This is a genomic window from Stenotrophomonas maltophilia group sp. SKK55 (assembly GCF_057179845.1).
Window position 1 is genome coordinate 73953 of record NZ_JBXUHP010000018.1, and the last position, 24361, is coordinate 98313.

The following is a 24361-nucleotide window of genomic DNA, read 5'->3' on the forward strand; positions in this document are numbered from 1 at the left end:
GGTAGATGCCAACCTTGGTTGGCATGTTCCGGGGGTGCCGACCAAGGTTGGCACCTACCAAAGCGGGATACCCCTCAACGGTCGTTGAGGGTCTTCACCTGCAGCGCTTCGCGCAGGGTAACCAGATCCACCGGGCCGCGCACCGCGATATCGCGGGTTTCACCCGGCAGCAGGTCCAGCAGGTTGTCTTCGACCTGCACATCCAGCGCGCCGAAGTCGATCCACGCCGCGCGCACATACGCCGCGCTTTCCAGCCGCAGACGATAGTGGTCCCCTTCGATGGACAACGTGGCCTTGAGTTTCTGCCGCGGCAACACCTGGTCCTTGGCTTCAACGAAACCGACCACCTGCCGCGCACTCACGTTGCCGTCCTGCAGCAACTCGAACACCGCCACCGTACGCATCGGGTCGGCACCGGCCAGCAGCTCCGCATCGCTGAAATCGCCCATCGGGGTGACACCCGCCGCCGCCAACGTCACCGTTTCCTCGCGACGACGCAGCACCTTCCCCTCCACGTCCATCACCCGCAGACGCCAGCGCGCATCCAGTGCGGCACCGTCGTTGATCAGGCGCACCCGCGTGCTGCCCTCGTCGCGCAGCGCTGCCACCGTCACTGGCGCGAAGAAACGCCGCGCGGCGAAGTGCAGCGCCTTCCAGCGGCCGAAATAGTCCACGCTGGACCACGAGGCGCCGGGCCAGACATCGTTGAGCTGCCAGTACAGCGAACCCATCGTGTATGGCCGCGAGGCGCGATGATGCAGCGCCGCCAGTGCGATGCCATCGGCCTGCATCACTTGGCTGAGATAGACGAAGTCCTCGAAGTCCTTCGGCGTGCCGTAACCCAGTTCGATGTAGTGCAGCAGGCGGCTGTTGCCCTCGCCGGCCATGAATTTCTGGTGCGCGCGGATCACCGGGCTGTCGATGCGCTGTTCGGCGCGGGTGGCGATCTGGTCCACTGTCGCCACCGACGGCCACGCCTGCAGCCCGTACTCGGACATGAAGCGCGGCGTCTCGCGCAGGTAGGCCTGCACCGGCAACGCCGGATTACCCCAGACCTGCCAGTAGTGCTTGTCGCCACGCGTTGAATCGTTGGCCTTCTCGTCAAGGTCGTTGCTCGGTGAGCTGGACCAGTACGGCACGCCCAGCCCCTCCTCGCCCACTACCTGGCGCAGGTCGTTGCCGAACAGGTCGACGTAGCCCTGCCAGACCTTCGCCGCAAATGCCGGGTTGGCCGCCTTCAGGTCGCGGCCGTGGCCCCAGTCCTTCCAGGCGGTTTCTTCCTCGTTGTTGCCACACCACAGCACGATGCTGGGGTGATGGCGCAGACGGCGCACGTTGTCGCGTGCTTCGGCCACCACGTTGGCACGAAACGCCGGATCGTAGCCCGGCTGCATGCCGCCGCCGAACATGAAGTCCTGCCACACCAGCAGGCCCAGTTCGTCGGCGATGTCGAAGAACGCGTCCTCCTCGTAGTAGCCGCCGCCCCAGTTGCGCAGCATGTTCATGTTGGCGTCGCGCGCGGCCGTCAGCACCTGGCGCAGGCGTGCGGTATCGACGCGCGCGGGGAAGGCATCGAACGGAATGACGTTCGCGCCCTTGGCGAAGATCTCCACGCCGTTGATGACGAAGGCAAAGCCCTGCCCGCCCTTGCGGTCTTCCTCGCGGCGCAGTTCGACCGTGCGCAGGCCGATGCGCTGCTCGCGCGCCAGCTCCGGCGTGCCACCTTGGTCCAGGCGGGCCTGCACCGTGTAGCGGTCCTGCGCGCCGTGGCCGACTGGCCACCAGCGCCTTGGATCGGCCAGTTCAACCGGAACCTCGATGCTGTTCTGGCCGGGCTTCAGCAGCACCGTGCGCTGCACCTGGGCCACGTTGCGGCCCTGCGGATCGCGCACATCCACGGTCACCACGGCCGAGCCCGCCGCCGCGCCCTGCTCCACCTGCAGCAGCACGGCCAGCTTCGCCTGCTCCGCGCTCAATGCATCCGTGCGCACCGCAAGATCGGTCAGGCGGTGCGCATCCCAAGCCTGCAGATCGATTCCGCGCCAGACGCCGGCGGTGACATAGCGCGGACCCCAGTCCCAGCCGAAGTGGTAGGCCGGCTTGCGCGCGAAGTTGCCGACCATCGCGTCCTTCGGCTCATCGCCATACGGCGACGGGTAGTTGCCAGCGATCTTGTGCGGCATTGCCTGCACGCCCGGCAGCAGGGTGCGGATCGGCGAACGGAACACGATCTGCAGTTCATTGTCCCTGGCCCGCAGGCGCCCATTCACGCGCGCGCGCCAGGTCCGGTGCGCGTTGTCCGCACGCAGCAGTGGCTTGCCGTTGAGGCTGACGTCGGCGTAGGTATCCAGACCGTCGAAGCGCAGCTCGGCATTGGGCTTGGCCAGCGTCGCCGCATCCACGTCGAAGCGGGCGCGGTACTCCCAGGCGGCCAGGCCAATCCATTGCAGTTCGGCCTCTGGTGCGCCGACATACGGATCACGGATCAGTTCGTGAGCGAGCAGGTCGGTGTGCACGCTGCCCGGCACCGTCGCCGCCCGCCATTGCCGCAGACCTGGGTGAGCGGCGCCCTGCGCGTCGCCGGGCAGCATACGGAACTCCCACTGTGCCTGCAGCGGCGTGGCAGCGACCGGGAAGGCGGACGCCGCGATCAGCAGCAGGAGCAGGCGGACAACGAGGGGAAGGCGATGCACGGGATGCTCCTGTTTTTTCTGCCGGGCATGGCCCGGCGCTACCAATTCAACACGCCACGGTAGCGCCGGACCACGTCCGGCGAGCGCGCAGCGCGGCAGACCTCAACGCACCACGTTCAACACTTCGTAGCACGCACCCATGGTGTGGTAATCCACCTTGCCGGCCGGGCTCTTCTCGTCGCTGTACTTGCGATTGTCGGCATCGAGGATGCGGAACCAGGCGCCGTACCGGTGATCGACGAAGTGTTCCCACGAATACGCCCAGATACGCTCATACCACTGCCAATAGCGGTCGTCGCCGGTACGCTTGGCCATCAGTGCGGCGGTCGCCAGCGTCTCAGCCTGCACCCAGAAATACTTGTCATCGTCGCAGACGAAACTGTCGCCACCGATCGGGGCGCCATCCATGCCCGGCTGCCGGCGCGACTCCGGCGCGAAACCGTAGTACAGGCCACCCCGCGCCTCGTCCCAGCTGCGCGCCACGGCCACGTCGAACAGGTGCTGCGCGGTCGGCACCAGCCAATCGGCCTGCACATGGCGGTCCAGGATCAACAGCAGCTTGGCCCATTCGGTCTGGTGGCCCGGCTGGAAGCCCCACGGGCGGAACAGGTGCTTGGGGTCATCCAGGTTGTAATCCCAGTCGATCTCCCAGTTGGAATCGTAGTGCTCCCACACCAGGCCACCGGCCTTGGCGGCCTGGCGGCGGGTCATGTTGTCGGCCAGCTGCAGCGCGCGCTCCACATAGCGCTGTTCGCCGCTGGCCTCGAAGGCGGCCAGCATCGCCTCGCACATGTGCATGTTGGCGTTCTGGCCACGGTAGCCGGTGAAATTCCACTGCCCATCGGCTTCGTCCTTGTAGAGGCCGTGCTGCGGCTCCCAGAAGCGCGCTTCCAGCAGCTGCCAGGTCTCGTCCATCCATGCGCGGGCCTGTTCGAGACCGGCCTTCAGTGCGCAGCTGTAGGCCAACAGCACGAACGCCACGCCGTAGCAGTGGTTCATGTCGTCCTCGACCTTGCCATCGCGCAGGGTCCAGGCGTAACCGCCGGTGGCCGGGTTGCGGTGCACCTCGCGCAGGTAGCGCACGCCGTGCTCGACTGCCTCACGGTATTCGACGTTGCCGAATTCGCGGTAGGCCATCGCATAGTTGAAGACGAAACGCGTGCTGCTCACCAGATGGCGATGGTTGGCGTCGTAGATGCTGCCGTCGTCACGGAAGTAGTGGAAGAAGCCACCGTTCGGGTCGATGCAGCGCGGGTGGTAGAACGCCATCGTGTCGGCGATATGCGCGCGCAGGAACGCGGGCGAACGGAAGTCGGGGGAGGTGCTCATGCGGTAATGTCCTGGGCCTGCAGCAGGTGCTGCACTTCATCGAGCGAGGGCATCGCGGCGAACGCGCCCTTGCGGGTAACAGCCAGCGCGCCGACCGCGGCGCCGAAGCGCAGCGTGGCGGTGATCGCCTCCGGGTCCTGGCAGAAGGCGGCAAAACCGGCACCGGCGCCGCCGCGCTCCAGCAAGCCGACCAGCACGCCACCGACGAAGGCATCACCGGCCGCAGTGGTATCGACGGCAGCCACGCGGAAGCTGGTGACCGTGCCGTGGTTGTCGCGCGTGTACCAGTGCAGCGTGGCCGCACCGTCGGTGACGATCACCCAGCGCGCGCGCGCAGCGAGCAGGCGCCGCAGTACCGCTGCCTCGCCATCGGCACCCAGCGGCGCGGCCAGGTAGTCCAGCTCCTCGCGCGACAGCTTGACCAGGTCGGCGCGTTCCAGCGCCTGCCACAGGCGCGGTGTCGGGTCCTCGTTCGCCGGCCACAGCGCAGGACGCAGATTGAGGTCGAGGCTGACCGTCGCACCGGCGGCGCGAGCACGGGCCATGCCGGCGAAGGTGGCCTCGGCGATGGCCGGCTCGGTCAGGCTGTTGGAGCAGACGTGGAAGCACTGCGCGCTGTCGAAGCACGCGGCCTGGAAGTCGCTGTCACGGAACAGCAGGTCGGCTGCCGGCGGACGATAGAAGCTGAAGCTGCGTTCGCCGCTGGCATCCAGTGCGACGAAGGCCAGTGCGGTCTTGGCCGCATCGGTACGCACGATGTAATCGGTACCCACGCCGTGCTCGACCAGGCTGTCGGCCAGGAAGTCGCCGAACATGTCGCGGCCCAGCATGCCCACGAACTGGGTCTTAGCGCCCAGCCGTGCAGCCGCCACGGCAACGTTTGCCGGTGCACCACCGGCGTACTGCAGGAAGGCGCGCGGGGTGTCGGCCGAGGCCGGCGGCTGCGCTAGTAGATCGATCAAAATTTCGCCGAAGCAAACGATGGCACCCATTCCGGACTCAGCCTCCCTGCGTTGCGGAGGCCGGCGTACGCGCGCCGACCAGTCCGTAGAAAATGATGTAGCCGTAGCACAGCAGCGGCAGGATGAAGCTGGCCTGCACACCGATGTGGTCGGCCAGGACGCCCTGCAGGTACGGCACCACGGCACCGCCGACGATGGCCATGATCAGCAGGCTGGAGCCCTTGTTGGTCAGCGGCCCCAGGCGCTCGATGCTCAGCGCGAAGATGGTCGGGAACATGATCGAGTTGAACAGGCCGATCGCCACCACCGAGTACAGCGCGATGTTGCCGGAGCTCAGCATGGTCGTGACCAGCAGCGCCACGTTGACCAGCGCGAAGATCGCCAGCAGGCGGCTGGGCGAGAAGCGCGCCAGCAGCGCGGAGCCCGCGAAGCGGCCGATCATCGCCATCGTCCAGTAGGCCGACACGTAGTGCGTGGCTTCCTGTTCGCTGAAGCCACCGATGTTGGGCATCGACAGGTAGTTGACCAGGAAGCTGCCAATCGACACCTCAGCGCCGACGTAGAAGAAGATGCCCAGCACGCCCAGCAGCAGGTGGCGCTTGCGCAGCGCGTCCAGGTAGCTGTGATGGTGGCCCTGGTCGGCCTGCTCGGTGGCGTCGCTCAGCGCCGGCAGGCGGAACAGGAACACGAACAGCGCCAGCAGCACCAGCGCCACGGCCAGGCCCACGTACGGGCCCTGCACGGCCTGCGCCTCGGCGGCACGGTAGGCCAGCTGCTCGGCGGCCGGCAGCGCCGCGATGTCATCGGCACTCTTGACCGTGTTGGACAGGATCAGCATGCCGCCGAAGATCGGCGCGATGGCCGTGCCCAGCGAGTTCAGCGCCTGCGCCAGGGTCAGGCGGCTGGAACTGGTCTGTTCCGGGCCCAGCAACGCAACGTACGGGTTGGCGGCGACCTGCAGCACGGTAATGCCCGTGGCCAGCACGAACAACGCACCGAGGAAGGCGCCGTAAACGCGCAGCTCGGCCGCCGGCCAGAAGCCCAGCGCGCCAATGCCGGCGATCACCAGGCCAGCCACGATGCCCTTCTTGTAGCCCAGCGCCGCCACCAGGCGGCCCGCCGGAAGCGACATCAGGAAGTAAGTACCGAAGAAGGTGAACTGCACCAGCATCGCCTTGGCGTAGTTCAGTTCGAACACCGCCTTCAGGTGCGGGATCAGGATGTCATTGAGGCAGGTCAGGAAGCCCCACATGAAGAAGATCGTGGTGACGACAGCCAACGCCTTGCCGTTGGTGACGGCGGGTGCGTTGCCCGAAGAACCCGATGGACGGGGCGTTGCGGAGATCGGCATGCGGTACGCGCCTCGATGCGCGGAAGGTCGTTGTTGCGTGGAAGGGGTATATGGAAGAAATCAGTTCGGTCGTGCGGCGCTGCTTTCGCGGATGCGCAACTGCACCGGCGCGACCGTGCGCCGTGGCGGCGCGTCCGGTTCGTCCAGCCGCTGCAGCAGCAGCGCGGCAGCCTGGCGGCCACGCTCGCGCGGGTCGGCGGTGAGCGTGGTCAACGGCGGCACCGCGACCGACGCCTCGGAAATATCGTCGAAGCCGGTCACGGCAAAATCACCGCCCGGACGGATACCGCGCGAGTTCAAGCCCAGCATCAGGCCCAGCGCGACGGTGTCGTTGTAGCAGACCGCCGCACTTGGGCGATGGCCATCGGCGAACAGCTCATCGGTGCGCGCAGCGGCTTCCAGCCGGTTCGGCGCCGATTCGATCATCCAGCCCGGCGGCAGCGACAGGCCGGCCTCGGCCAGCGCCTGCTGGAAACCCGCACGGCGCTGGTGGCAGGAACTGGATGCGGCGTGGCCGCCGAAGAAGGCGATCTGGCGGTGGCCGCGCTCGATCAGGTGGCGCGTGGCCAGATAGGCGCCGTGCTGGTTGTCCAGGGTCAGGAAGTCCCAGTCGGCCCCGGCCAGTTCGCGGTTGAACAGCAGCACGTTGGCATTGGCACCCAGTGCCTGCCGCAGCTGTGCGGTATCGCTGCCCTCGGCCGGCGACAGGATCAGGCCGGCCGGGGTGTGCTCCATCAGCGTGGACAGCACCGCCTGCTGCCGCTCCGGCGATTCACCCGTGCTGCCGAGCAGGGTCACGTAGCCACGCCCGCCCAACGCCTCGTCCACGCCCGATGCGAACTCGGCGAAGAACGGGTTCGAAAGATCGTTGATCACCAGCGCGATGCTCGACGAGGTCCGCCGACGCAGGTTGGCCGCCGCGCGGTTGTAGACGTAGCGCTGGCGGCGCAGTTCGGCCTCGACCTTGGCCCGGGTATCGACATTGACCAGCGGGCTGCCACGCAGCACCAGCGACACGGTTGCCCGTGACACGCCGATCGCGCGCGCGATGTCGGTCACCGTCACCGCCTTGCCGGCGCGCTTGCTGGGACTGTTGCCGTTGTAGTTCATCGTCTTCCCGGACTCCGCTGGAGGCTCAAGCCTAATGGATCAGGGCCGTGTCGTGCCGTGCCGTTCGCTGGGTCAGCGCGAACGGCACAGTCCGGCTCAGCGCAGCTGGCTGCCCGGTGCCGCGCACCAGGACACCGGCAGGTCCTTCACCGCCGTGCCCCAGCCCTGCTCCGGCGCCTTCGCGTCGAGTGCGAACTGCAGGCGCGGGCCCTGCTGCAGGCGGTCCCAGTCCAGCCACACCGGTGCATGCGGCTGGCCGTCGACCCGCACACCCTGCACGTACTGCAGGCGGCGGCCATCGGCAGCCGGCGCGTCGATGCGCAGGGTCCGGCCATTGCCCATGTCCACTTCGACCTTGCTGAAGCGCGGCGTGTGCAGCAGGAACTGGCCGCTGCCCGGCACCGCCGGGTACACGCCGATGGCGCTGAACAGGTACCAGGCCGACATCGTGCCGAGGTCATCGTTGCCGGTCACGCCATTGGGGGCATTGGTGAACAACTGCTGCGCGGCACGCACCACGGCGGCGGTCTTCCACGGCTGGCCGATCAGCGTGTACAGCCACGGCGAGTGCAGGTCCGGCTCGTTGTTGGGGTTGTAGCGGAACTGGTTGTAGTAGCTGTACGGCCCGACCACCCACGCCTTGCGGGCGGCATTGAGCGGATCGGCCTGCAGTGCGTCCATCGCGAAGAACGCATCGAGGCGGCGGCCCGCCTGTTCGCGGCCATCCATCGCTTCGACCAGGCCCGGCACGTCCTGCTGCGCCAGCCACTGGTACTGCCACGCCGTGCCCTCATGGAATCCGTGGTGCGAACGCGGGCTGTAATGGCCGTCGGACGGGGTGTACCACTGGCCATCCTCGGTGCGCGGGCGCGGGAACCCGGTGAAGCCGGTCTCGGCATCGCGCACCTGCGGGTCCCACACCTTGCGCCAGTTGCGGCCGCGCTCACGCAGCGTCGCCGCATCCTGGGCGTGGCCCAGGCCATCGGCCATCTGCGAGAGCGCGCAGTCGGCCAGCGCGTACTCCAGCGTGGCCGAACCACCGTGGTGCGGATCGACGTCCATGCCCTTGGACGGGAATGCACGGTCATAGGCCACGTAACCCTTGTCCAGATAGGTCGGGTTGCCGGAGCGACCGGCCATGCGCGAGTTCAGCGGCGGCGTGCCGAAGGCATTGCGGCGCAGTGCATCCCAGGCTTGCGATTCACGGCCCTTGAGCGCGCCGAAGCGCCACAGGTCGACCATGAACGGGGTGACCGGATCGCCGGTCATGATGTTGGTCTCGAAGTTGGCATAGCCCCAACGCGGCAGCCAACCGACCTGCTCATTGATCGCCAGCAGGGTACGACCGATATCGCGCGCCACGTCCGGGCGGGTCAGTGCCAGCCACTGGTTCTGCGCGCGGTAGGTATCCCAGAGCGAGAAGTACTCGTAGTAGGTCCAGCCATCGGCACGGTGGATGCCATCGTCATAGCCGCGGTAGCGGCCATCGGCGTCGTTGCCGGTCATCGGCTGCAGCAGCGCGTGGTAGACCGCGCTGTAGAACACGGTGCGGTCATCGGCGGTGCCTCCCTGCACGCGCACCCGGCCCAACTGCTCACGCCAGGCCTGCTGGGACAGCGCGCGCATGCGGTCGAAGCCGAGCAGCGCCCCATTCTGCATGCCTTCTGCGCGCAGGTTGGTGCGCGCGCCTTCGGCGTCCACATGCGAGATCGCGCTGACCGCCGTCACCGACTGGCCCTTGGCCAGGTCGAAACTGAGCCAGGCGCCGTTGGGCTTCTGCTCGCCTTCCATGCTGTGGCGCGCGCCCGGCAGGCCACCGCCCTCCCCCCAGGTGCCATGCGCCTTGAAGGGACGGTCGAACTCGATGCGGAACCAGGTGGTGTACTGGTGGCCACCACAGAAGCTCTTGGTGACCAGCTTGCCTTCCACCACACGATCGCCGACCACATCGACCACGCTGCCGATCACCGAATGGCGCTCGTTGGCTTGGCCGACATTGACGAGGACGTGGCCATCGCCGCTGCGCTGGCTGAAGGTGTAGCGCTCGGCCGCGGCACGGGTACGTGCGGTCGCCTCGGCATCGATGCCGCCGTAGCTGGTCAGGCGCACCTTGTAGTAGCCGGCCTGGCCGACCTCGCCATCGTGGGTGTAAGCCGAGGCATAGGCCTTGTGGTCGAACTGCTTGGCGTTGCCGGTATCGAAATCACCGCCCGGACCGATCGAGCCGGTCACCGGCAGCACCGACACCTGCCCGCCCTGTTCCCAGCAACCTGCGCCGGACAGGAAGGAGTGGCCGAACCCGCGAATCTTCTCGTCGTCATAGCGCCAGCCCGAGTAGTGGCTGCCGATCGGACTGACCTGGATCAGGCCGAACGGTGCCGACGCACCTGGGAACGTGTTGCCGTCGTCCTTGCTGCCGATGAAGGTGTTGACCTCGCGCTCCAGCGCTGCCGGGGCAGCCTGCAGCAGCACCGGCACTGACGACAGCGCGAGCAGGCAGGCCAGGCGCACCAGCGGGCGCGAGGACAATGGGACGGCGGGAGCGGACGGCACTGGGCGCATGTCGGGTTCCTGTAGTCGATGACGCGGAGGCAGACGGCCGGGGGCGTTCGGCACCGTTCCGCTGAGCCCTGCCCTGACCTGCAGAGAGCTCCCCCTGGAATGACGCCCGACCCACCAGACCGTGAATTTAGATCGATTCAAGTAGAGCATGCAGGTTCGGCCGAATGCATTCTGCGGCGCAGCATGAGAGGGGTGTTCGGCAGGGCTGCGCCCTGCACCTGCTTCGAGCTGGAGCAACAGCAACAGCAAAAGCCGGCTGTCCGTGGGATGGCGGGGTGGGTCCGGTTGCGGGGGACGCTGCAAGTACGTCCATGTAAGCTCGGTCGCCGCATCCATGCGGCTCACGCCCCCGCAACCGGACCCACCCCGCCTTCGACAGAGTCCCGCGATCTGTAGATCCACGCCATGCGTGGATGAATCTCTGTCGGATAACGAAATCGATTGGAGTCAGATCCGTTTTCCGTTGGAAAACGGATCTGACTCCATGACCCCACGCAATTCCAGGCCCCATCCAACCGTCACCGGGAAACTGTCAAAGGCGGGGCGGTGTGGGCTGGCAGGACCGTTGGCGCCATGGATGGCGCCATCGAGCCCCCAGGGGTGAGGGCGCTTTGCTTGCGAAGCACTGCTTCGTAAGCGCCCGAACGCCCAGCCGCTAGCGGCTGGGCCGGCCTGGGGGTTTACGGCGTCCCCGCAATCCGACACCGTCCCGCCAAACCAGCAGAAAACCAGAGCCGCTTTGGCTTTGGCTTTGGCTTTGGCTTTAGCTTTGGCCGTTGCCCTGGCTTCAAGCAGGTGCAGGGCGCAGCCCTGCCGGCCCCCCTCCCCTGCGCACGAAAACGATTTCACTGTTTTCAGCAAACCGTCATCCCTTCGCCACGCCAGTACCATATTGCGGAGCAGCATGCGCCCAAGGGCGACCCATGCTAAAAATCGCCCGCCCATCGCTTAGATCGATCCAAGAACGACACTGCGATGGCCGGGAGTTGGGGGAGCAGCAACAGGACGTACCAGGCCACCACGCGCGGTGCTCTGCCACCCACATGGCGACACCCGTAATGTCACTTCAAATTAGATCGATTCAAGTTGTCCGAGCCACGTCACCGGATCAATCCAGGAGAGAGGGAGAGATGGGAATGAAGCATTCAACACGTACGCACGGCCAGGACGCATTGTCGCTGGCCATCGCGCTGGCCTTGGCCGCCGCCGTCATTCCGGCTGGCGCCGCCGCGCAACAGACCACGTCCACCGGCGCGCAGGACGCCACCACCCTGGACAGCGTCCAGGTCACCGGCTACCGCTACGCCATTGAAAAGAGCCTCGAGCAGAAGCGCGACGCCAACGCGGTGGTCGAGGTGATCACCGCCGAGGACGTCGGCAAGTTCCCCGACAAGAACGTGGCCGACGCACTGCAGCGCGTGCCCGGCGTGGTCATCACCCGCAGCGGTGGCGAAGGCAAGAGTGTCAGTGTGCGCGGCCTTGCGCCGGACCTGACCCTGACCCAGTTGAACGGCAACTTCGTCGCCTCGTCAGAGACCAACAACGAAGCGACGCGCTCCTTCAACTACACCCTGCTGCCATCGAACATGCTGTCCAGCGCGGAGCTGTTCAAGTCGCCGGAAGCACGCATCGACGAAGGCGGCATCGGCGGCACGGTCATCCTGCATACCCGTCGCCCGCTGGACATGGAATCCAACTCCGGCTACGTGAACCTGGAGGGCACCACCTCCGATACCAGCCACGATGTCGATCCGCAGGCGTCCGCGCTGTACTCGTGGCACAGCAAGGATGAGCGCTTCGGCGTCCTCGTCGGCGTGACCCAGCAGAAGCGCACCACCCGCACCATGGAAGCCAGCACCGAGGACTACCAGTGGTACGGCAATGGCACCACGGCCCGCGATGCCAACGGCAACCTGCTGGAGCAGGATGGCATCCACTACTGGTGGGGCCAGTCCGGCTTCAACAACCAGGCTGGCAAGAACTACAGCGAATTCTTCATGCCGACCTCGGTGAACTTCGCGGTGAAGGAAGAGAAGCGCGAGCGCAAGGGCGGCCAGCTGACCTTCCAGTTCAAGCCGGTCGACAACGTCACGATGACCGCGAACTACTTCCGCTTCGAGCTGCAGGGTGACTACACCCAGAACATGCTGAAGGTGCCGGAGTGGAACCTGGCCCGCTACAACCAGGACGGCAACTGGGCCGGCGGCCGCCTGCTCAACGGCCTGGATTTCGACCCGAGTGGCAGCATCGTCACCGGTGCGCAGTACCAGAAGCTGGCCGGAAAGACCTATTACTGCAGTGAGGAAGAAGCAGCGGCAGCCGGCCTGGAACCCGGTGGCTGGGGCCCGGACGACTGCACCATCCCCACTCCGCAGCTCACCGGTGGATACAGCAAGGAAAAGGCACTGTCGCAGACCGCCGACCTGACCATCGACTGGGATATCAGCCCGCTGTGGAAGGCCTCGTTCACCGGCGGCCGCACCTGGTCCGAAGGTGGTCCGTCGATGAATTTCCGCATGTCGGCCAAGCCGCGCCGCAAGGTGGGCAACCAGTGGCAGTCCGGCAACCAGTACACCGCCTGGGACCTGACCGGCACGCCGTCGGTGCAGTTCTCGCCGGACCTGCAGCAGCAGTTGATGGCGGGCGTGGCCGAAGTCGATACCGGCTCGACCGATTCGTCGTGGATGCAGACCGAGGTCAAGCAGAACTACTTCCAGGCCGACGTCACCAAGCTGTTCGAGGCCGGCTGGCTGGATTCGATCCAGTTCGGCGCCAAGTACCGCGATGGCAAGGTCCACCGCAACACCGGCAACACCTATTGGGTGTGCCCGGGCCTGGATCCGTCCGACTATGACAACAATCGCTACCAGGCCGGTTGCGATCCGACCGCAGGCGATGCGCAACCGGGCTTCTTCCTGTCCAACCCGATCAGCAACATCACCGGCGCGTTCAACGCCAACGTGTTCCCGGGCATCAACTACCCGGCCTACATCGACTACCTGAACAAGACCTACGGTGGCTCGCACAACCGCACCGAAGAAGACTTCGTCTACGACGTCAACGAGAAGATCCATTCCGGCTACTTCCAGGCCAACTTCCGCACTGAGCGGGTACGCGGCAACATCGGCGTGCGCGTGGTGCGGACCAAGCAGTTCGCCCAGTCCAGCGATTCGGTCGAGCGCTTCAACGACTATTTCGTCGACAACGCCAGCGGCGCGCCGATGAGCTGCGATGATCCGGCCGCCGACCCGAACCTGCGCTGCCAGGGTGGCTTCGTCCGCCTGCCCGACCCGCAGGTGCGCGACAAGGTGTATGCCCTGTCGTCGCTGGAAAAGACCTATACCGACGTGCTGCCCAGCTTCAACATTGCCTGGGACATCACCGACAACCTGGTGCTGCGTGGCGCGGCATCGAAGGTGGTCGCGCGCCCGAGCTACACCAGCATCGCCTATCCCGGTGGCCTGCGTTACATCAGCGAAGAGTACGCCAACGACCGCCGCGTCACCGGCGGCACCGACACGCCCGGCTGGTACGGCTCGGGCAGCAACAAGGCGCTGGAACCGTTCAAGGCGGTGCAGTTCGACCTGGGCCTGGAGTGGTACTTCAAGCCGGGCGCGGTCGCAGGTGTTTCGCTGTTCCGCAAGAACGTGGACAACTTCACCGTGCCGGTGGTGCGCGACCAGCAGATGAACGTCGGCGGGCAGTCGGTCACCGTGCAGAAGTACGAGACTCAGGCCAACGGCCGCGATGGCGTGTCGCAGGGCGTGGAACTGTATGGCCAGTACACGTTCGACTTCGGACTGGGCGTGCAGGCCAACTACACCTACAACGACACCAACCTGGCCTCGATCGTGCTGGATGGCGAGGAAATCGGCTCCTCGCCGCTGGTCGGCAGTGCCAAGAACCAGGCCAACGTTACGGTGTTCTACGAGAACGACAAGTTCCTGGCGCGCGCCTCGTACAACCGTCGTGGTGAAGTGGTCGGCGGCCTGAACAATGGCATGACCACCTACACCAAGCCATACAGCCAGCTTGACCTGAACGTGGCCTACAACCTCACTCCGGACTGGACGGTGACCGCCGCCGTACTGAACGCCACCAAGTCCGAGCTGCGCAGCTACATCGGCAACGACAGCCAGGCCCGCCTGCTGTCCAACCTGTACGCCGGCCGCCAGCTGTACTTCGGCGTGAACTGGAAGTTCTGAGGCAGCGCCGGGCCTGGCCCGGCGCCGTCTTGCCCGCCCCGGCGGGAATGGTCCTCCACGGCAGCCGCGCTGGTACAGGCGGCTGCCGTTTTCATGGGTGCCTGCGCCGCCGTTCAGCCACCTGCTTGACCCTGCCATCGTTGGAAGGTGCACACTGGTTTCACCTCACGAGCACCGAAGGAGCTACAGATGGAATTCCATGTTGACGGCATGACCTGCGGCGGCTGCGCGCGCAGCGTGACCCGCGCGATCCAACAGATCGATCCGAACGCCAGTGTGGTGGCCGATCCGCCGACCGGCCTGGTCAAGGTGCAGACCACCGCATCACAGGAGCAGGTGCTCGCCGCGCTGAACGATGCGGGTTTCCCGCCGCGCACTGCCTGATCCCCTGCCTTCTGCCACCGCGGAGCCCGCCCCGTGCACACTGTCACCGAGCGGGCTTTTTTGCATGCGACATGGAAACTCAGCGCTTGCGCGCGCGCCGCCGCACCGCGCCGGTCTTCGCTGCATCGACCGGCAGCGGGGCCTCATCGTCTTCACCCAACCGCTCCAGGATCGGGCACGCCGGGCGCTCGTCGCCCGCACAGCAACGGATCAGCGATTTCAACGTGTCGGCCATCTGCCGCATGCTCTCGATGCGTTGTTCCAGGTCGGCAATGTGCTGCTCGGCCAGGTGCTTGACGTCGGCACTGTGCCGCGCGGTGTCGTTCCAAAGGCCCAGCAGGTCACTGATTTCGGCCACCTGGAAGCCGAGATCGCGCGCGCGGCGGATGAAGCGCAGGCGATGGATGTCCGCCTGCGAATACGCCCGGTAGCCCGATTCGGTGCGATCGGCCGCGGGGATCAGGCCGATCTGTTCGTAGTAGCGGATCATCTTCGCCGACACGCTGGAGGCCTTGGCGGCGTCACCGATGTTCATGCGGATCTCCTTCAGTGGGCGGCAGCGGCGGCATCGGCCATCGGCGGCTGGAAGCGGCGCAGGCGCAGCGCGTTGCCCAGCACGAACACACTGGACAGCGCCATCGCACCGGCCGCGAACACCGGCGACAGCAGCACGCCCCAAGCCGGGTACAGCACGCCGGCAGCGACGGGAATCAATGCGGTGTTGTAGGCGAACGCCCAGAACAGGTTCTGCCGGATGTTGCCCAGCGTCGCCTTGGACAGCGCAATGGCATTGGGCACGCCCTGCAGGTTACCCGACATCAGCACCACGTCGGCCGACTCCACCGCGATGTCGGTGCCGGTACCAATGGCCAGGCCGACATCGGCTTCAGCCAACGCAGGGGCATCGTTGATGCCGTCGCCGACGAAGGCGAGGTGCCCATGCGTGGCCTTCAGCCGGCGCACTGCCTCGACCTTGCCTTCCGGCAGCACCTCGGCCACCACTTCATCGATGCCGAGCTGGCGCGCGATCGCCTGTGCGGTCCCGGCGTTGTCGCCGGTGATCATCGCCACCTTCAGGCCCAACCGATGCAGTGCCGCGATCGCTGCCGGGGTGCTCGGCTTGATCGGATCGGATACCGCGATGATCGCGGCCAGGCGTCCATCGATGGCCACGTACATCGGTGACTTGCCCTGCGTGCCGAGTTCCGCCGCCAATGCTGCGAATTCAGTGATGTCCACGCCCAGGTCGCGCATGAAGCGATCGGCACCGACCTCCACGCGTGCACCCTCGACACTGGCCCGCACGCCCATGCCGGTGACCGATTCGAAGCCGACCATGCCCGGCAACGTGATGCCCTGCCCGGTCGCGGCATCAACAATCGCGCGGGCGATGGGATGCTCCGAGCGCGACTCCACCGCGGCCACTGCCGCCAGAACCCTGTTGCGATCGAAGCCAGCGGCAATCTCCAGATCGGTCAGGCGCGGGCGGCCTTCGGTCAGCGTGCCGGTCTTGTCCACCGCCACCACCTGCGCGTCCTTCAGCAGCTGCAGGGCCTCGCCCTTGCGGAACAGCACGCCCATTTCGGCGCCACGACCGGTTCCGACCATGATCGAGGTCGGCGTGGCCAGGCCCATCGCGCACGGGCAGGCAATGATCAGCACCGCCACCGCATTGACCAGTGCGAAGCTCAGTGCCGGCGATGGACCGAAGATCAGCCAGACTGCGAAGGTCGCCAGCGCGGCCAGCATCACCGCCGGCACAAACCACAACGTGACCTTGTCGACCACCGCCTGGATCGGCAGCTTCGAGCCCTGCGCCTGTTCGACCATGCGGATGATCTGCGCCAGCAGGGTCTGCGCGCCCACGGCCGTGGCCCGCACCGTCAGTGCGCCCTTCTGGTTGACCGTGCCACCCACCACGCTGCTGCCCGGCAGCTTCTCGACCGGAATCGGCTCGCCGCTGATCATCGATTCATCGATGTAGCTGCGGCCTCCAACCACCTCGCCATCCACCGGCACGCGCTCGCCCGGGCGCACTTCCACCAGGTCGCCGCTCTGCACTTCATTGACCGGCATGTCGACCGCGCGGCCGTCACGGACCACATGGGCCACCTTGGCCTGCAGGTTGACCAGGCGCTTGATCGCTTCGGAGGTGCGGCCCTTGGCCCGGGCCTCCAGGAAGCGACCGAGCAGGATCAGCGCGACGATCACCGCCGCCGCTTCGTAGTAGACGTTCACCGTGCCCGGCGGCAGCAGCCGCGGTGCAAAGGTCGCTACCATCGAATAGCCGAACGCCGCGGCGGTGCCCACCGCCACCAGCGAATTCATGTCCGGCGCACGGCGCAGCAATGCGGGGACGCCCTTCTGATAGAAGCGGCGCCCGGGGATGGCCAGCACCAGGAGCGTCAGCACGAACTGCAGGTACCCGCTGGCCTGCATGCCGAGGGTGGACATCACCCATGCGTGCATGCCGGGAATCAGGTGCGAGCCCATTTCCAGTACGAACACCGGCAGTGCCAGCGCGGTGGCCACGATCAGGTCGCGCTTCAGCCCGGCGCGCTCGGCATCCTTCTTTTCCGCAGCCTGATCATCGGACTGCACACCCGCCTCGATCACACGTGCGTCATAGCCGGCCTTGTCGATCGCGGCGACCAGCGCAGCCACGTCCGCCATGCCACGCACCGTGGCGCGCTCGGTGGCCAGGTTGACGCTGGCCTGGCTGACGCCGGGCACGGCCAACAGCGCGCGTTCGACACGGCCCACGCAGGAAGCGCAGGTCATGCCTTCGACCGCCAGCTCGGTGGTCGCCGCGGGCACGTCATAGCCCACCCGCTCCACTGCCTGGACAAGCGCCGCGCGATCCACCGGGCCCGACGGACGAATGTCCGCCCGCTCGGTGGCCAGGTTCACCGAGACACTGCCCACGCCCTCGACCTTGGACAGTGCTGCCTCGACCCGGCCCACGCAGCTGGCGCAGGTCATGCCCTCGATGGGCAGGCTGATGGTGGAGGGGCTGGCGGGGGCGGCAGCGGCGCGCGGCGTGCTCATGATCGGATTCCCGGGTTTCCTTCTGGATGCGGACAGGCTAAACCTTGCCATCGTGGGAAGGTCAAATCCAGCCTGTCCGCATGCCTGAAGGGAGCGCCGCCCCCGGCGTCCCGTTTCCGCATCCACGCATGGCGTGGATCTACCGGCGGAGGTCGGTCTCCTCAGAAGGTGAACACATACTCCAATGCGAACTCGCGGCCGACCGCGCTCAGCAACCGGGTCGGGGCGAAGTCGTAGTCCAGCTTGTACGGGTCCTTGTGGTTCCAGCTGGCCGAATTGAACACGTTGTTGACGTAGACATTGACCTTGGCGTGCTCGGTCACCTGGTAACCCACGTTGACGTTCCAGGTGATGAACGGCCCGACCCGGCCGAAGTAGCGCGAGGTCTGCTGGCCCGCGTTGGGGTTCGGGTTCACCGAGCCATCCGGCAACTGTGCCGGTTCCAGGCAGTTCAGCGACGGGCTGTCACTGGGCACGTAGCCGTCGGCGAACGGCAGGCAGCCGCCGGGGTTGTCCAGGCGATCGGTGCCCCAGTGATAGCGCACGCCCGGCACCGAGCCCACGCGGTCGGCATAGACGTTGGCGTTCCAGTTGCCGCGCTGCCAGGCCAGGCTCGCGCGCAGCTTGCTGCGCAGGTCTCGGTCGCGCCGTTCCGGGTTCGGGTCGTTGGCGTAGCGCTGTTCTTTGGTCGAGATCTGGTTGGTGTAGTTCAGGCCCAGCTGGAAGCTGCCCCACTGCGCGGTTTCCAGGCGATAGCGTGCAGTCAGGTCGATGCCGCGCACTTCCCGGCTGGCCAGGTTGAACGGGCCGCGCTCGATCGATACCAGGCGGCCGCTGCTGTCGCGGTTCACGCGGGCCAGGATGCCGGCGCAATAGTCGCCACCGGCCGGATTGGCCCACGGCGTGCCATCGATGTTCTTGCCGGTCAGGCAGCCGGCCTCGCTGGCCAGCACCTCGTCGGCGCCGACGTCGACGATCATGTCTTCCAGCTTGATCGCCCAGTAGTCGGCGCTGACCGACAGGTTGGGCATCACGTCCCAGACGAAGCCGACCGTCCACGAATCGCCGGTCTCCGAACGCAGCAGCGGCGTGCCACGCCGGTTCACGTCGAAGGTGTACCAGACATCGGTGTTGCCCACGCCACAGTTGTTGACCAGGTAGGCACCGCTCTGGATGCAGCGCAGGCGGTCATAGGTCTGCACTTCGGAACTGCTCGGCTGGCCCAGGAGGTAGTGCATGTCCGGCGCGTGGAAACTGGTGGCGTACGAGCCACGCACCAGCAGCGATTCGACCGGGCGCCATTCCAGGCCGACGTTCCAGGTGGTCTCCTTCTGACTGCCGATATCCAGCGCTTCACTGCTGTCATCGGCCTTGTAGTTGCCATAGCGGTCGTAGCGGGCGGCGGCGGTGGCCGTCACGCTCTCCAGCAGCGGGATCTTGAACTCGACGCCGGCCGAGTAACGGGTGCGCTCACCGCCACCGCGATCGACGTTCTGCAGATCGAAGTCGATGCCGGCGCGCGGGTCCGGGCTGAGGTGATAGCCCTGCTGCGCGACTTCGGCCACGGCGGCGAACGAGATCGGGCCGGCCCAGCCCTGGAACAGCTCGCCGGTGATGTCCGCCGAGGCCTGGTTGACCCACGATGACGCGCGGTTCCTGGCCACCGTGCCCATCTGCCAGTACTGGTCAGGCGTCAGCGGGTTCCACCAGCGCGATTCGTTCAGTGCGTAGATCGCCTCGCCATCGGCGGTGGTACCCAGCTTCGGACCCAGGAAGTAGTCGTACGACTTCTGCTTGTCGACCACGTTCTGCCGTTCTTCCACCCGGTAATACGAGCGCCCCACCGTAGCACTCCAGTCGAAGCGGTCGGCGAGGCGGCCACGCAGGCCGGCGCTCCAGTCCCAGGACAGTTCGCGGTTGGTGTTGCGCAGCGTATCCAGGCCGCCGACTTCGTTCGGGGTGAACTGGCGCACGCCCAGGATCGGGCGGTTGCGGTTGGCATCCCAGTAATAGCCGTTGTCGTCGTCGATCAGCGAGACGCTGGGCGGGTTGGTGCCCCAGATCGCTTCGGAGCGGTACACCGCCAGGTTGGTCCAGGCCTGCAGGTCGCTGCTGAAATCGAAGGTGGCATACAGGTTGCCGGACACGTTCTCGGCACCACCGGTCAGCAGCCAGTTGGCGTAGTCGGCGCTCATGCCGCACAGGCGGCCGGTGTTGGTGATGCGGTTGGCGGCGTAGTTGTAGACCAGTCGATCGGCCGTGTAGTACTCGCCGTCGAACTTCTCGCAGGTGCCCGTGGGTGGCGCCAAGCGCTGGCCCGTCGTCGGATCGATCAACGCCAGGCCCGAGGTGGGGCGGAAGCCGACCTTGCGCTGCTCCATGTTCCAGGACGCATACGGCGCATCATCGGCATCGTCCATCTGCGGGCGGTCGCGGCCGAACAACGGATCGCGCTTGGTGTACTGCAGCGCATAGGTCACGCTCCAGTTGTCACCCGTCTTGCCGCCGGCCCATGACAGGTCCCAGGTATCGCGCCCGCCTTCGGTGGAAGTACCGCCGCGCACGCGCACTTCGTCGCCGTCGTAGTTGGTCTTGAGGATGACATTGACCACGCCGGCGATCGCATCCGAACCGTAGATGGCCGAGGCGCCGCCGGTCAGTACTTCGATGCGCTCGACCGCTGCGGCCGGAATGTTGCCGTAGTTGGAGAAATTGGTTTCACCGCCATACGGCAGAGGGTAATCGGCCACGCGACGGCCGTTCACCAGCAGCAGCGAGCGGTTCGGGCCCATCCCGCGCAGGTTCAGCCCGCTGGCATTGGGCGTGTGCGAACCCCATTGCGAGGCGGCTTCGACGGTACCGGTTGCTTCGGTGAGCGTCTTCAGCGCGTCATACACGCTGACGAAGCCCTCTTTCTGGATCTGCTGCGCGGTGATCACGTTGACCGGGGCCGGGCCTTCGACCGCGGCGCGCTTGATGCGCGAACCGGTAACGGTGACCGCATCCAAGTCCTTGGTGGACGAACTGGCCGCTTCCTGTGCACCCGCGGCCAGGGGCAACAGGGCCAGGACCAGTGCCTGGGACAGCAGGTGACGACGCTTGCGAACGGACTGAGCCATGGGTGGTTGCTCTTGGAAAGTGTGGACGCGCGGACAGGTGGTGGCGTAGCACGACGGCTGATCCGGGTGCCGGGATCGGTTCACGACCGTCCCAGCCCCCTCCCCTGTGGATCGATCCAAACTAAAGCACAGCTGAACCGCGCCGGGCATGCGGCGATGCAGCAACACCCTACGCAATGCCGCTATCAGCCGCAGGTATCAAGAACAATCAAAGGGTTGCGAAACATCGCTGAGAGAACAGCGCACACGTCAATGACACGATCGCGACAACCGCGCGCGGAACGGTTTTGTCCGCGTCGTCGCGTGCGACTGTAGAGCCGAGCCCGTGCTCGGCTGATGTCGTTTGCCGCAAAGCGCAGCCGAGCGTTGGCTCGGCTCTACAGCAGAAGCGGGCTACCTTGCGCCGTCCAGCGCCTGCCGCAGCGCGGCCACGGTCGCGGTGGCGGTCTGGCTCCAGTCCGGGTCCAGGCCGCGCAGGGCCGGGTTCTGGAACTGCATCGCCGAGCGGCGCAGGCCCTTGGCCGAGGCGTGCAGTTCGGTGCAGCCGGTCCGTCGCGCAACGGCGGCGATGTTGGCCGGGCCCAGCCCGGCGCCGGCCATCACCGTGATACGTCCCGCCGCCTGGGTGACCAGACCCGCCAGCACATCGGCGCCGGCCTCGGCGCTGACCTGGCCGCCCGAGGTCAGCACGCGCTGGCAACCCAGTCCGATCACCTGCTCCAGCGCCGCCGACAGGTCGCGGGCCGCGTCGAAGGCACGATGGAAAGTCACCTGCAGCGGCCCGGCGGCCTGCACCAGTTCACGGCACAACGCCAGGTCGATACCGCCCTGCACATCCAGCGCACCGATCACCACGCCATCGCAGCCCAGCGCGCGGCACTGCGCGATGTCACGCAGCATCAGTTCGGTTTCCAATGCGTCGTAGTGGAAGTCGCCCGGGCGCGGGCGCACCAGCACGAACAGCGGAATCGACAGGCGTTCGCGGGCGATCGCGATGGTGGCAAACGACGGCGTGGTGCCACCCTCGGCCAGGTTCTCGAACAGTTCGATGCGGTCGGCACCGCCGGCCTGCGCGGCCAGCGCCGAGGCCAGCGAGTTGCTGGCGATCTCCAGGGTCAGCCGCGTGCTCACGCCTGAGTGCTCGCATAGATCGACGGCGAATCGCGCAGGTCATCATGGCGCTGCGCATCGCACACGGCGTAGACGAAGCCGCGATGCAACGCGTAGGCGCCCACCTCGCCCTGCTTGTTCATGGCCAGGAAGCACACCTGCAGGGTCTTGCTCGCCTCCGGCCGCTTGCGCACCACACGGTCGATTGCCTCGCGGCAGGCCTGGGCCGGCGAGCGCCCCTGGCGCATCAGCTCGACCACCAGGAACGAGGCCGCATTGCGGATCATCTCCTCGCCCACGCCCGACGCGGTGGCCGCACCCACTTCGTTGTCGACATACAGGCCGGCACCGATGATCGGGCTGTCGCCGACCCGGCCGTGCAGCTTCCAGGCCATGCCGCTGGTGGTGCAGGCACCTGCAAGATGGCCCTTGGCATCCAACGCCAGCATGCCGATGGTGTCGTGGTTGTCGCTGTTGCCGGGAATACCACGGCGCTCGGCATTGATCTGCGGCTGATACTTCTCGGTCTTCAGCCACTCGCGCCAGGCCGCTTCGGCCTGCGGCGTGAGCAGGTGCCTGCGCTCGAAACCCTGCTGCACCGCGAACTGCTGCGCGCCCTCGCCCACCAGCAGCACGTGCGGGCTGTTTTCCATCACTTTGCGGGCCACCGACACCGGATGCAGGATGTCGACCAGCGCGGCCACCGCGCCACAACGGCCATCGCCATCCATGATGCTGGCGTCCAGGCTGAGCACGCCGTCGCGATCCGGGTTGCCGCAATGGCCGACGGTGGGGTTGCACAGCTCGCTCTCGGCCCAGCGTGCACCGGCTTCAACTGCATCCAGTGCGCTGCCACCCTGCGCCAGCACCTTCCACGCGGCCTGGTTGGCCGGCACGCCGAAGTCCCAGGTCGAAACCACCCTGGCCCCACCCTGCGTGCGCGCCTGCACGCCCGGCAAGGCCACCATGCCTGCGGCCAGTGCGCCGGCCTGCAGGAACTGCCTGCGATCCACCATCTTCCCCTCCCAGTCTGCAATGCACGGCCGGCCCGATGCCGGCCACGCCGATCAGTCGTGCGTGGGCTGCCGTGCGGCGTACCAGACCGCTGCGCCGAGAACGCCCAGCTGGCCATGCTCCACGCGCCATACCGGCACCTGGCGCAGCACCTCGGTCAGCACGCCCTTGTTGAGGAAGCGCTCACGGAAGCGACCATCGGCCAGGAAATCCTGCACATGCGCAGAAATGCCCCCGGCCAGGTACACCGAACGCGCACCCACCGCGATCGCTGCGTCGCCGGCCAGGCTGCCCAGCCAGGCACAGAACACCTGCAGCGTTTCCACCGCCAGCGCATCCTCACCGCTGCGTGCGGCACCGATCAGTGCCTCGGTACTGCTCCACACCGGAGTGACGCCACGCAGTTCGCACAGGCACGGATACAGGTTCATCAGGCCACTGCCGGACAGCACGCGCTCGTTGTCCACGTGCGGCCAGCGCTGCAGCAGCTTGTCCAGCACCTGCAGCTCCAGCGCGTTGCCGGCGCCGAGCGCGGCATGGCCGATCTCGCTGGCCAGCACCGGACGCTCGCCGTCGGCAAAGCGCAATGCTGCACCCAGGCCGGTACCGGCGCCCAGCACCAGCGCCGGGAACGCCTGCGCCGGGTCAGCATCGCCATTGAGCGGCACCAGGGTGTCAGGCTGCAGGTAGGGAATGGCCAACGCCACCGCTTCAAAATCATTGATCAGCTGCAACTCATGCAGCCCGGACTGCAGCCGCGTGGCCGACAGCGAGACCGTCCACGGCAGGTTGGAATTGATCAACACATCGCCATCGAGCAGGCCGGCGATGGCGACCACCGCGGCCTGTACCGGCTGGCCGAGGCCAGCGGTGAAATCGGCCAGGATCGCGGCCAGGCTGGGATGCTCGGCGCAGGCATAGGTGCGATGGCTGCCCAGCAGTGGTGCCTGGCCGGGTTGCGTTTCAGCCAGCGCCAAACGGGCGAAAGTGCCGCCGACATCGGCGACAACGAGACTGCGCGGAAGACCGCCGCGGGCGGAGTCGGTGGAAACCGGGGACGCTGCTGCGATGGTCACGCTGGCCTGCTTGGATCGATTGAATCGCCCCGATTCTCAGGCATCGGGACGGCTTTGCCTAGCGCGCCGGCGGTTCAGGTTGGCCTACATGCCTTCCTGTTCGGCCACCTGCACGCCATCCACCAGCACGCGCAGGCGCTGCGGGCGGAAGCCGGCGAACAACAGCGGCCGGGTGCGCTCGACCAGCACCTCATGGCCGGCGATGTGGCGCAGCCACGACTGTACCAGCGAGAACGAGAAGTGGGTGCCCGGATGCAGCGGATGCTGCACCCAGACCTTCTCGGTGGCGCTCTGCAGCAGCATCGCACCGGTGAACCAGTGGCGGCTGAGGGTGACTGGCGTGGTGCCGGCCATGAAGCGGATATCCATGCGGGGTCCTTTCGCTGGAGCGGAGATGC

Annotated in this window: 15 protein-coding genes; 2 read left to right on the forward strand and 13 right to left on the reverse strand. The window is 66.7% G+C overall.

Annotated features, from left to right (window positions below):
- Positions 1-74 precede the first annotated feature (74 nt).
- From AC2A1N_RS09375 to AC2A1N_RS09400, 6 genes are all read right to left on the reverse strand, one after another.
- The gene (locus AC2A1N_RS09375; RefSeq protein WP_484372091.1) at positions 75-2693 is read right to left on the reverse strand and encodes a beta-mannosidase; all 2619 of its coding nucleotides are present in this window, start codon (positions 2691-2693) and stop codon (positions 75-77) included.
- A gap of 102 nt (positions 2694-2795) precedes the next feature.
- Positions 2796-4022, reverse strand: a complete 1227-nt coding sequence (locus tag AC2A1N_RS09380) for an AGE family epimerase/isomerase (RefSeq protein WP_061479249.1) — start codon at positions 4020-4022, stop codon at positions 2796-2798.
- Positions 4019-5014 (reverse strand): carbohydrate kinase family protein, encoded by a 996-nt coding sequence (locus AC2A1N_RS09385; protein ID WP_061479248.1) that lies wholly within the window; start codon positions 5012-5014, stop codon positions 4019-4021. Before AC2A1N_RS09385 ends, AC2A1N_RS09380 begins: the two co-directional genes overlap by 4 nt.
- A 7-nt stretch (positions 5015-5021) precedes the next feature.
- The gene (gene fucP / locus AC2A1N_RS09390; protein ID WP_005416346.1) at positions 5022-6335 is read right to left on the reverse strand and encodes an L-fucose:H+ symporter permease; all 1314 of its coding nucleotides are present in this window, start codon (positions 6333-6335) and stop codon (positions 5022-5024) included.
- Between the two features lie 60 nt (positions 6336-6395).
- Positions 6396-7445, reverse strand: coding sequence for a LacI family DNA-binding transcriptional regulator (locus AC2A1N_RS09395; RefSeq protein ID WP_242894322.1), 1050 nt, complete (start codon positions 7443-7445; stop codon positions 6396-6398).
- Positions 7446-7541: 96 nt separating this feature from the next.
- A complete protein-coding gene (locus AC2A1N_RS09400) occupies positions 7542-10007 on the reverse strand; it encodes a GH92 family glycosyl hydrolase (protein ID WP_242894319.1) in 2466 nt (821 codons plus the stop codon).
- Between the two features lie 1130 nt (positions 10008-11137).
- Between AC2A1N_RS09400 and AC2A1N_RS09405 the strand changes: the two genes are divergently transcribed.
- Together AC2A1N_RS09405 and AC2A1N_RS09410 are read left to right on the forward strand one after the other, a co-directional pair.
- A complete protein-coding gene (locus tag AC2A1N_RS09405) occupies positions 11138-14212 on the forward strand; it encodes a TonB-dependent receptor (RefSeq protein ID WP_242891597.1) in 3075 nt (1024 codons plus the stop codon).
- 189 nt (positions 14213-14401) lie between these two features.
- Entirely contained in the window at positions 14402-14596 is a 195-nt protein-coding gene (locus AC2A1N_RS09410) for a heavy-metal-associated domain-containing protein (protein ID WP_242891595.1), read from the forward strand.
- A 79-nt stretch (positions 14597-14675) separates the two neighbouring features.
- Here the strand turns inward: AC2A1N_RS09410 and cueR are convergent, their stop codons facing one another.
- The 7 genes from cueR to AC2A1N_RS09445 all read right to left on the reverse strand — a co-directional run bounded on the left by cueR (position 14676) and on the right by AC2A1N_RS09445 (position 24332).
- On the reverse strand, positions 14676-15131 hold the full coding sequence (gene cueR / locus AC2A1N_RS09415) for a Cu(I)-responsive transcriptional regulator (protein WP_242891593.1): 456 nt from the start codon (positions 15129-15131) through the stop codon (positions 14676-14678).
- A gap of 11 nt (positions 15132-15142) precedes the next feature.
- Positions 15143-17644, reverse strand: a complete 2502-nt coding sequence (locus AC2A1N_RS09420) for a heavy metal translocating P-type ATPase (RefSeq protein ID WP_242891584.1) — start codon at positions 17642-17644, stop codon at positions 15143-15145.
- Positions 17645-17805: 161 nt separating this feature from the next.
- Positions 17806-20763, reverse strand: coding sequence for a TonB-dependent receptor plug domain-containing protein (locus tag AC2A1N_RS09425; protein ID WP_484372096.1), 2958 nt, complete (start codon positions 20761-20763; stop codon positions 17806-17808).
- 393 nt (positions 20764-21156) lie between these two features.
- Positions 21157-21894 carry a copper homeostasis protein CutC gene (locus AC2A1N_RS09430; protein WP_242891580.1) on the reverse strand — a complete coding sequence of 246 codons (738 nt, stop codon included), beginning with the start codon at positions 21892-21894 and terminating at the stop codon, positions 21157-21159.
- Complete coding sequence (locus AC2A1N_RS09435) at positions 21891-22889, reverse strand: glycosylasparaginase (protein WP_242891578.1); 999 nt, start codon at positions 22887-22889, stop codon at positions 21891-21893. Before AC2A1N_RS09435 ends, AC2A1N_RS09430 begins: the two co-directional genes overlap by 4 nt.
- A 51-nt stretch (positions 22890-22940) precedes the next feature.
- The gene (locus AC2A1N_RS09440; RefSeq protein ID WP_061477826.1) at positions 22941-23963 is read right to left on the reverse strand and encodes a glucokinase; all 1023 of its coding nucleotides are present in this window, start codon (positions 23961-23963) and stop codon (positions 22941-22943) included.
- 84 nt (positions 23964-24047) lie between these two features.
- Entirely contained in the window at positions 24048-24332 is a 285-nt protein-coding gene (locus AC2A1N_RS09445) for a hypothetical protein (protein WP_005409434.1), read from the reverse strand.
- Between the last annotated feature and the right edge of the window lie 29 nt (positions 24333-24361).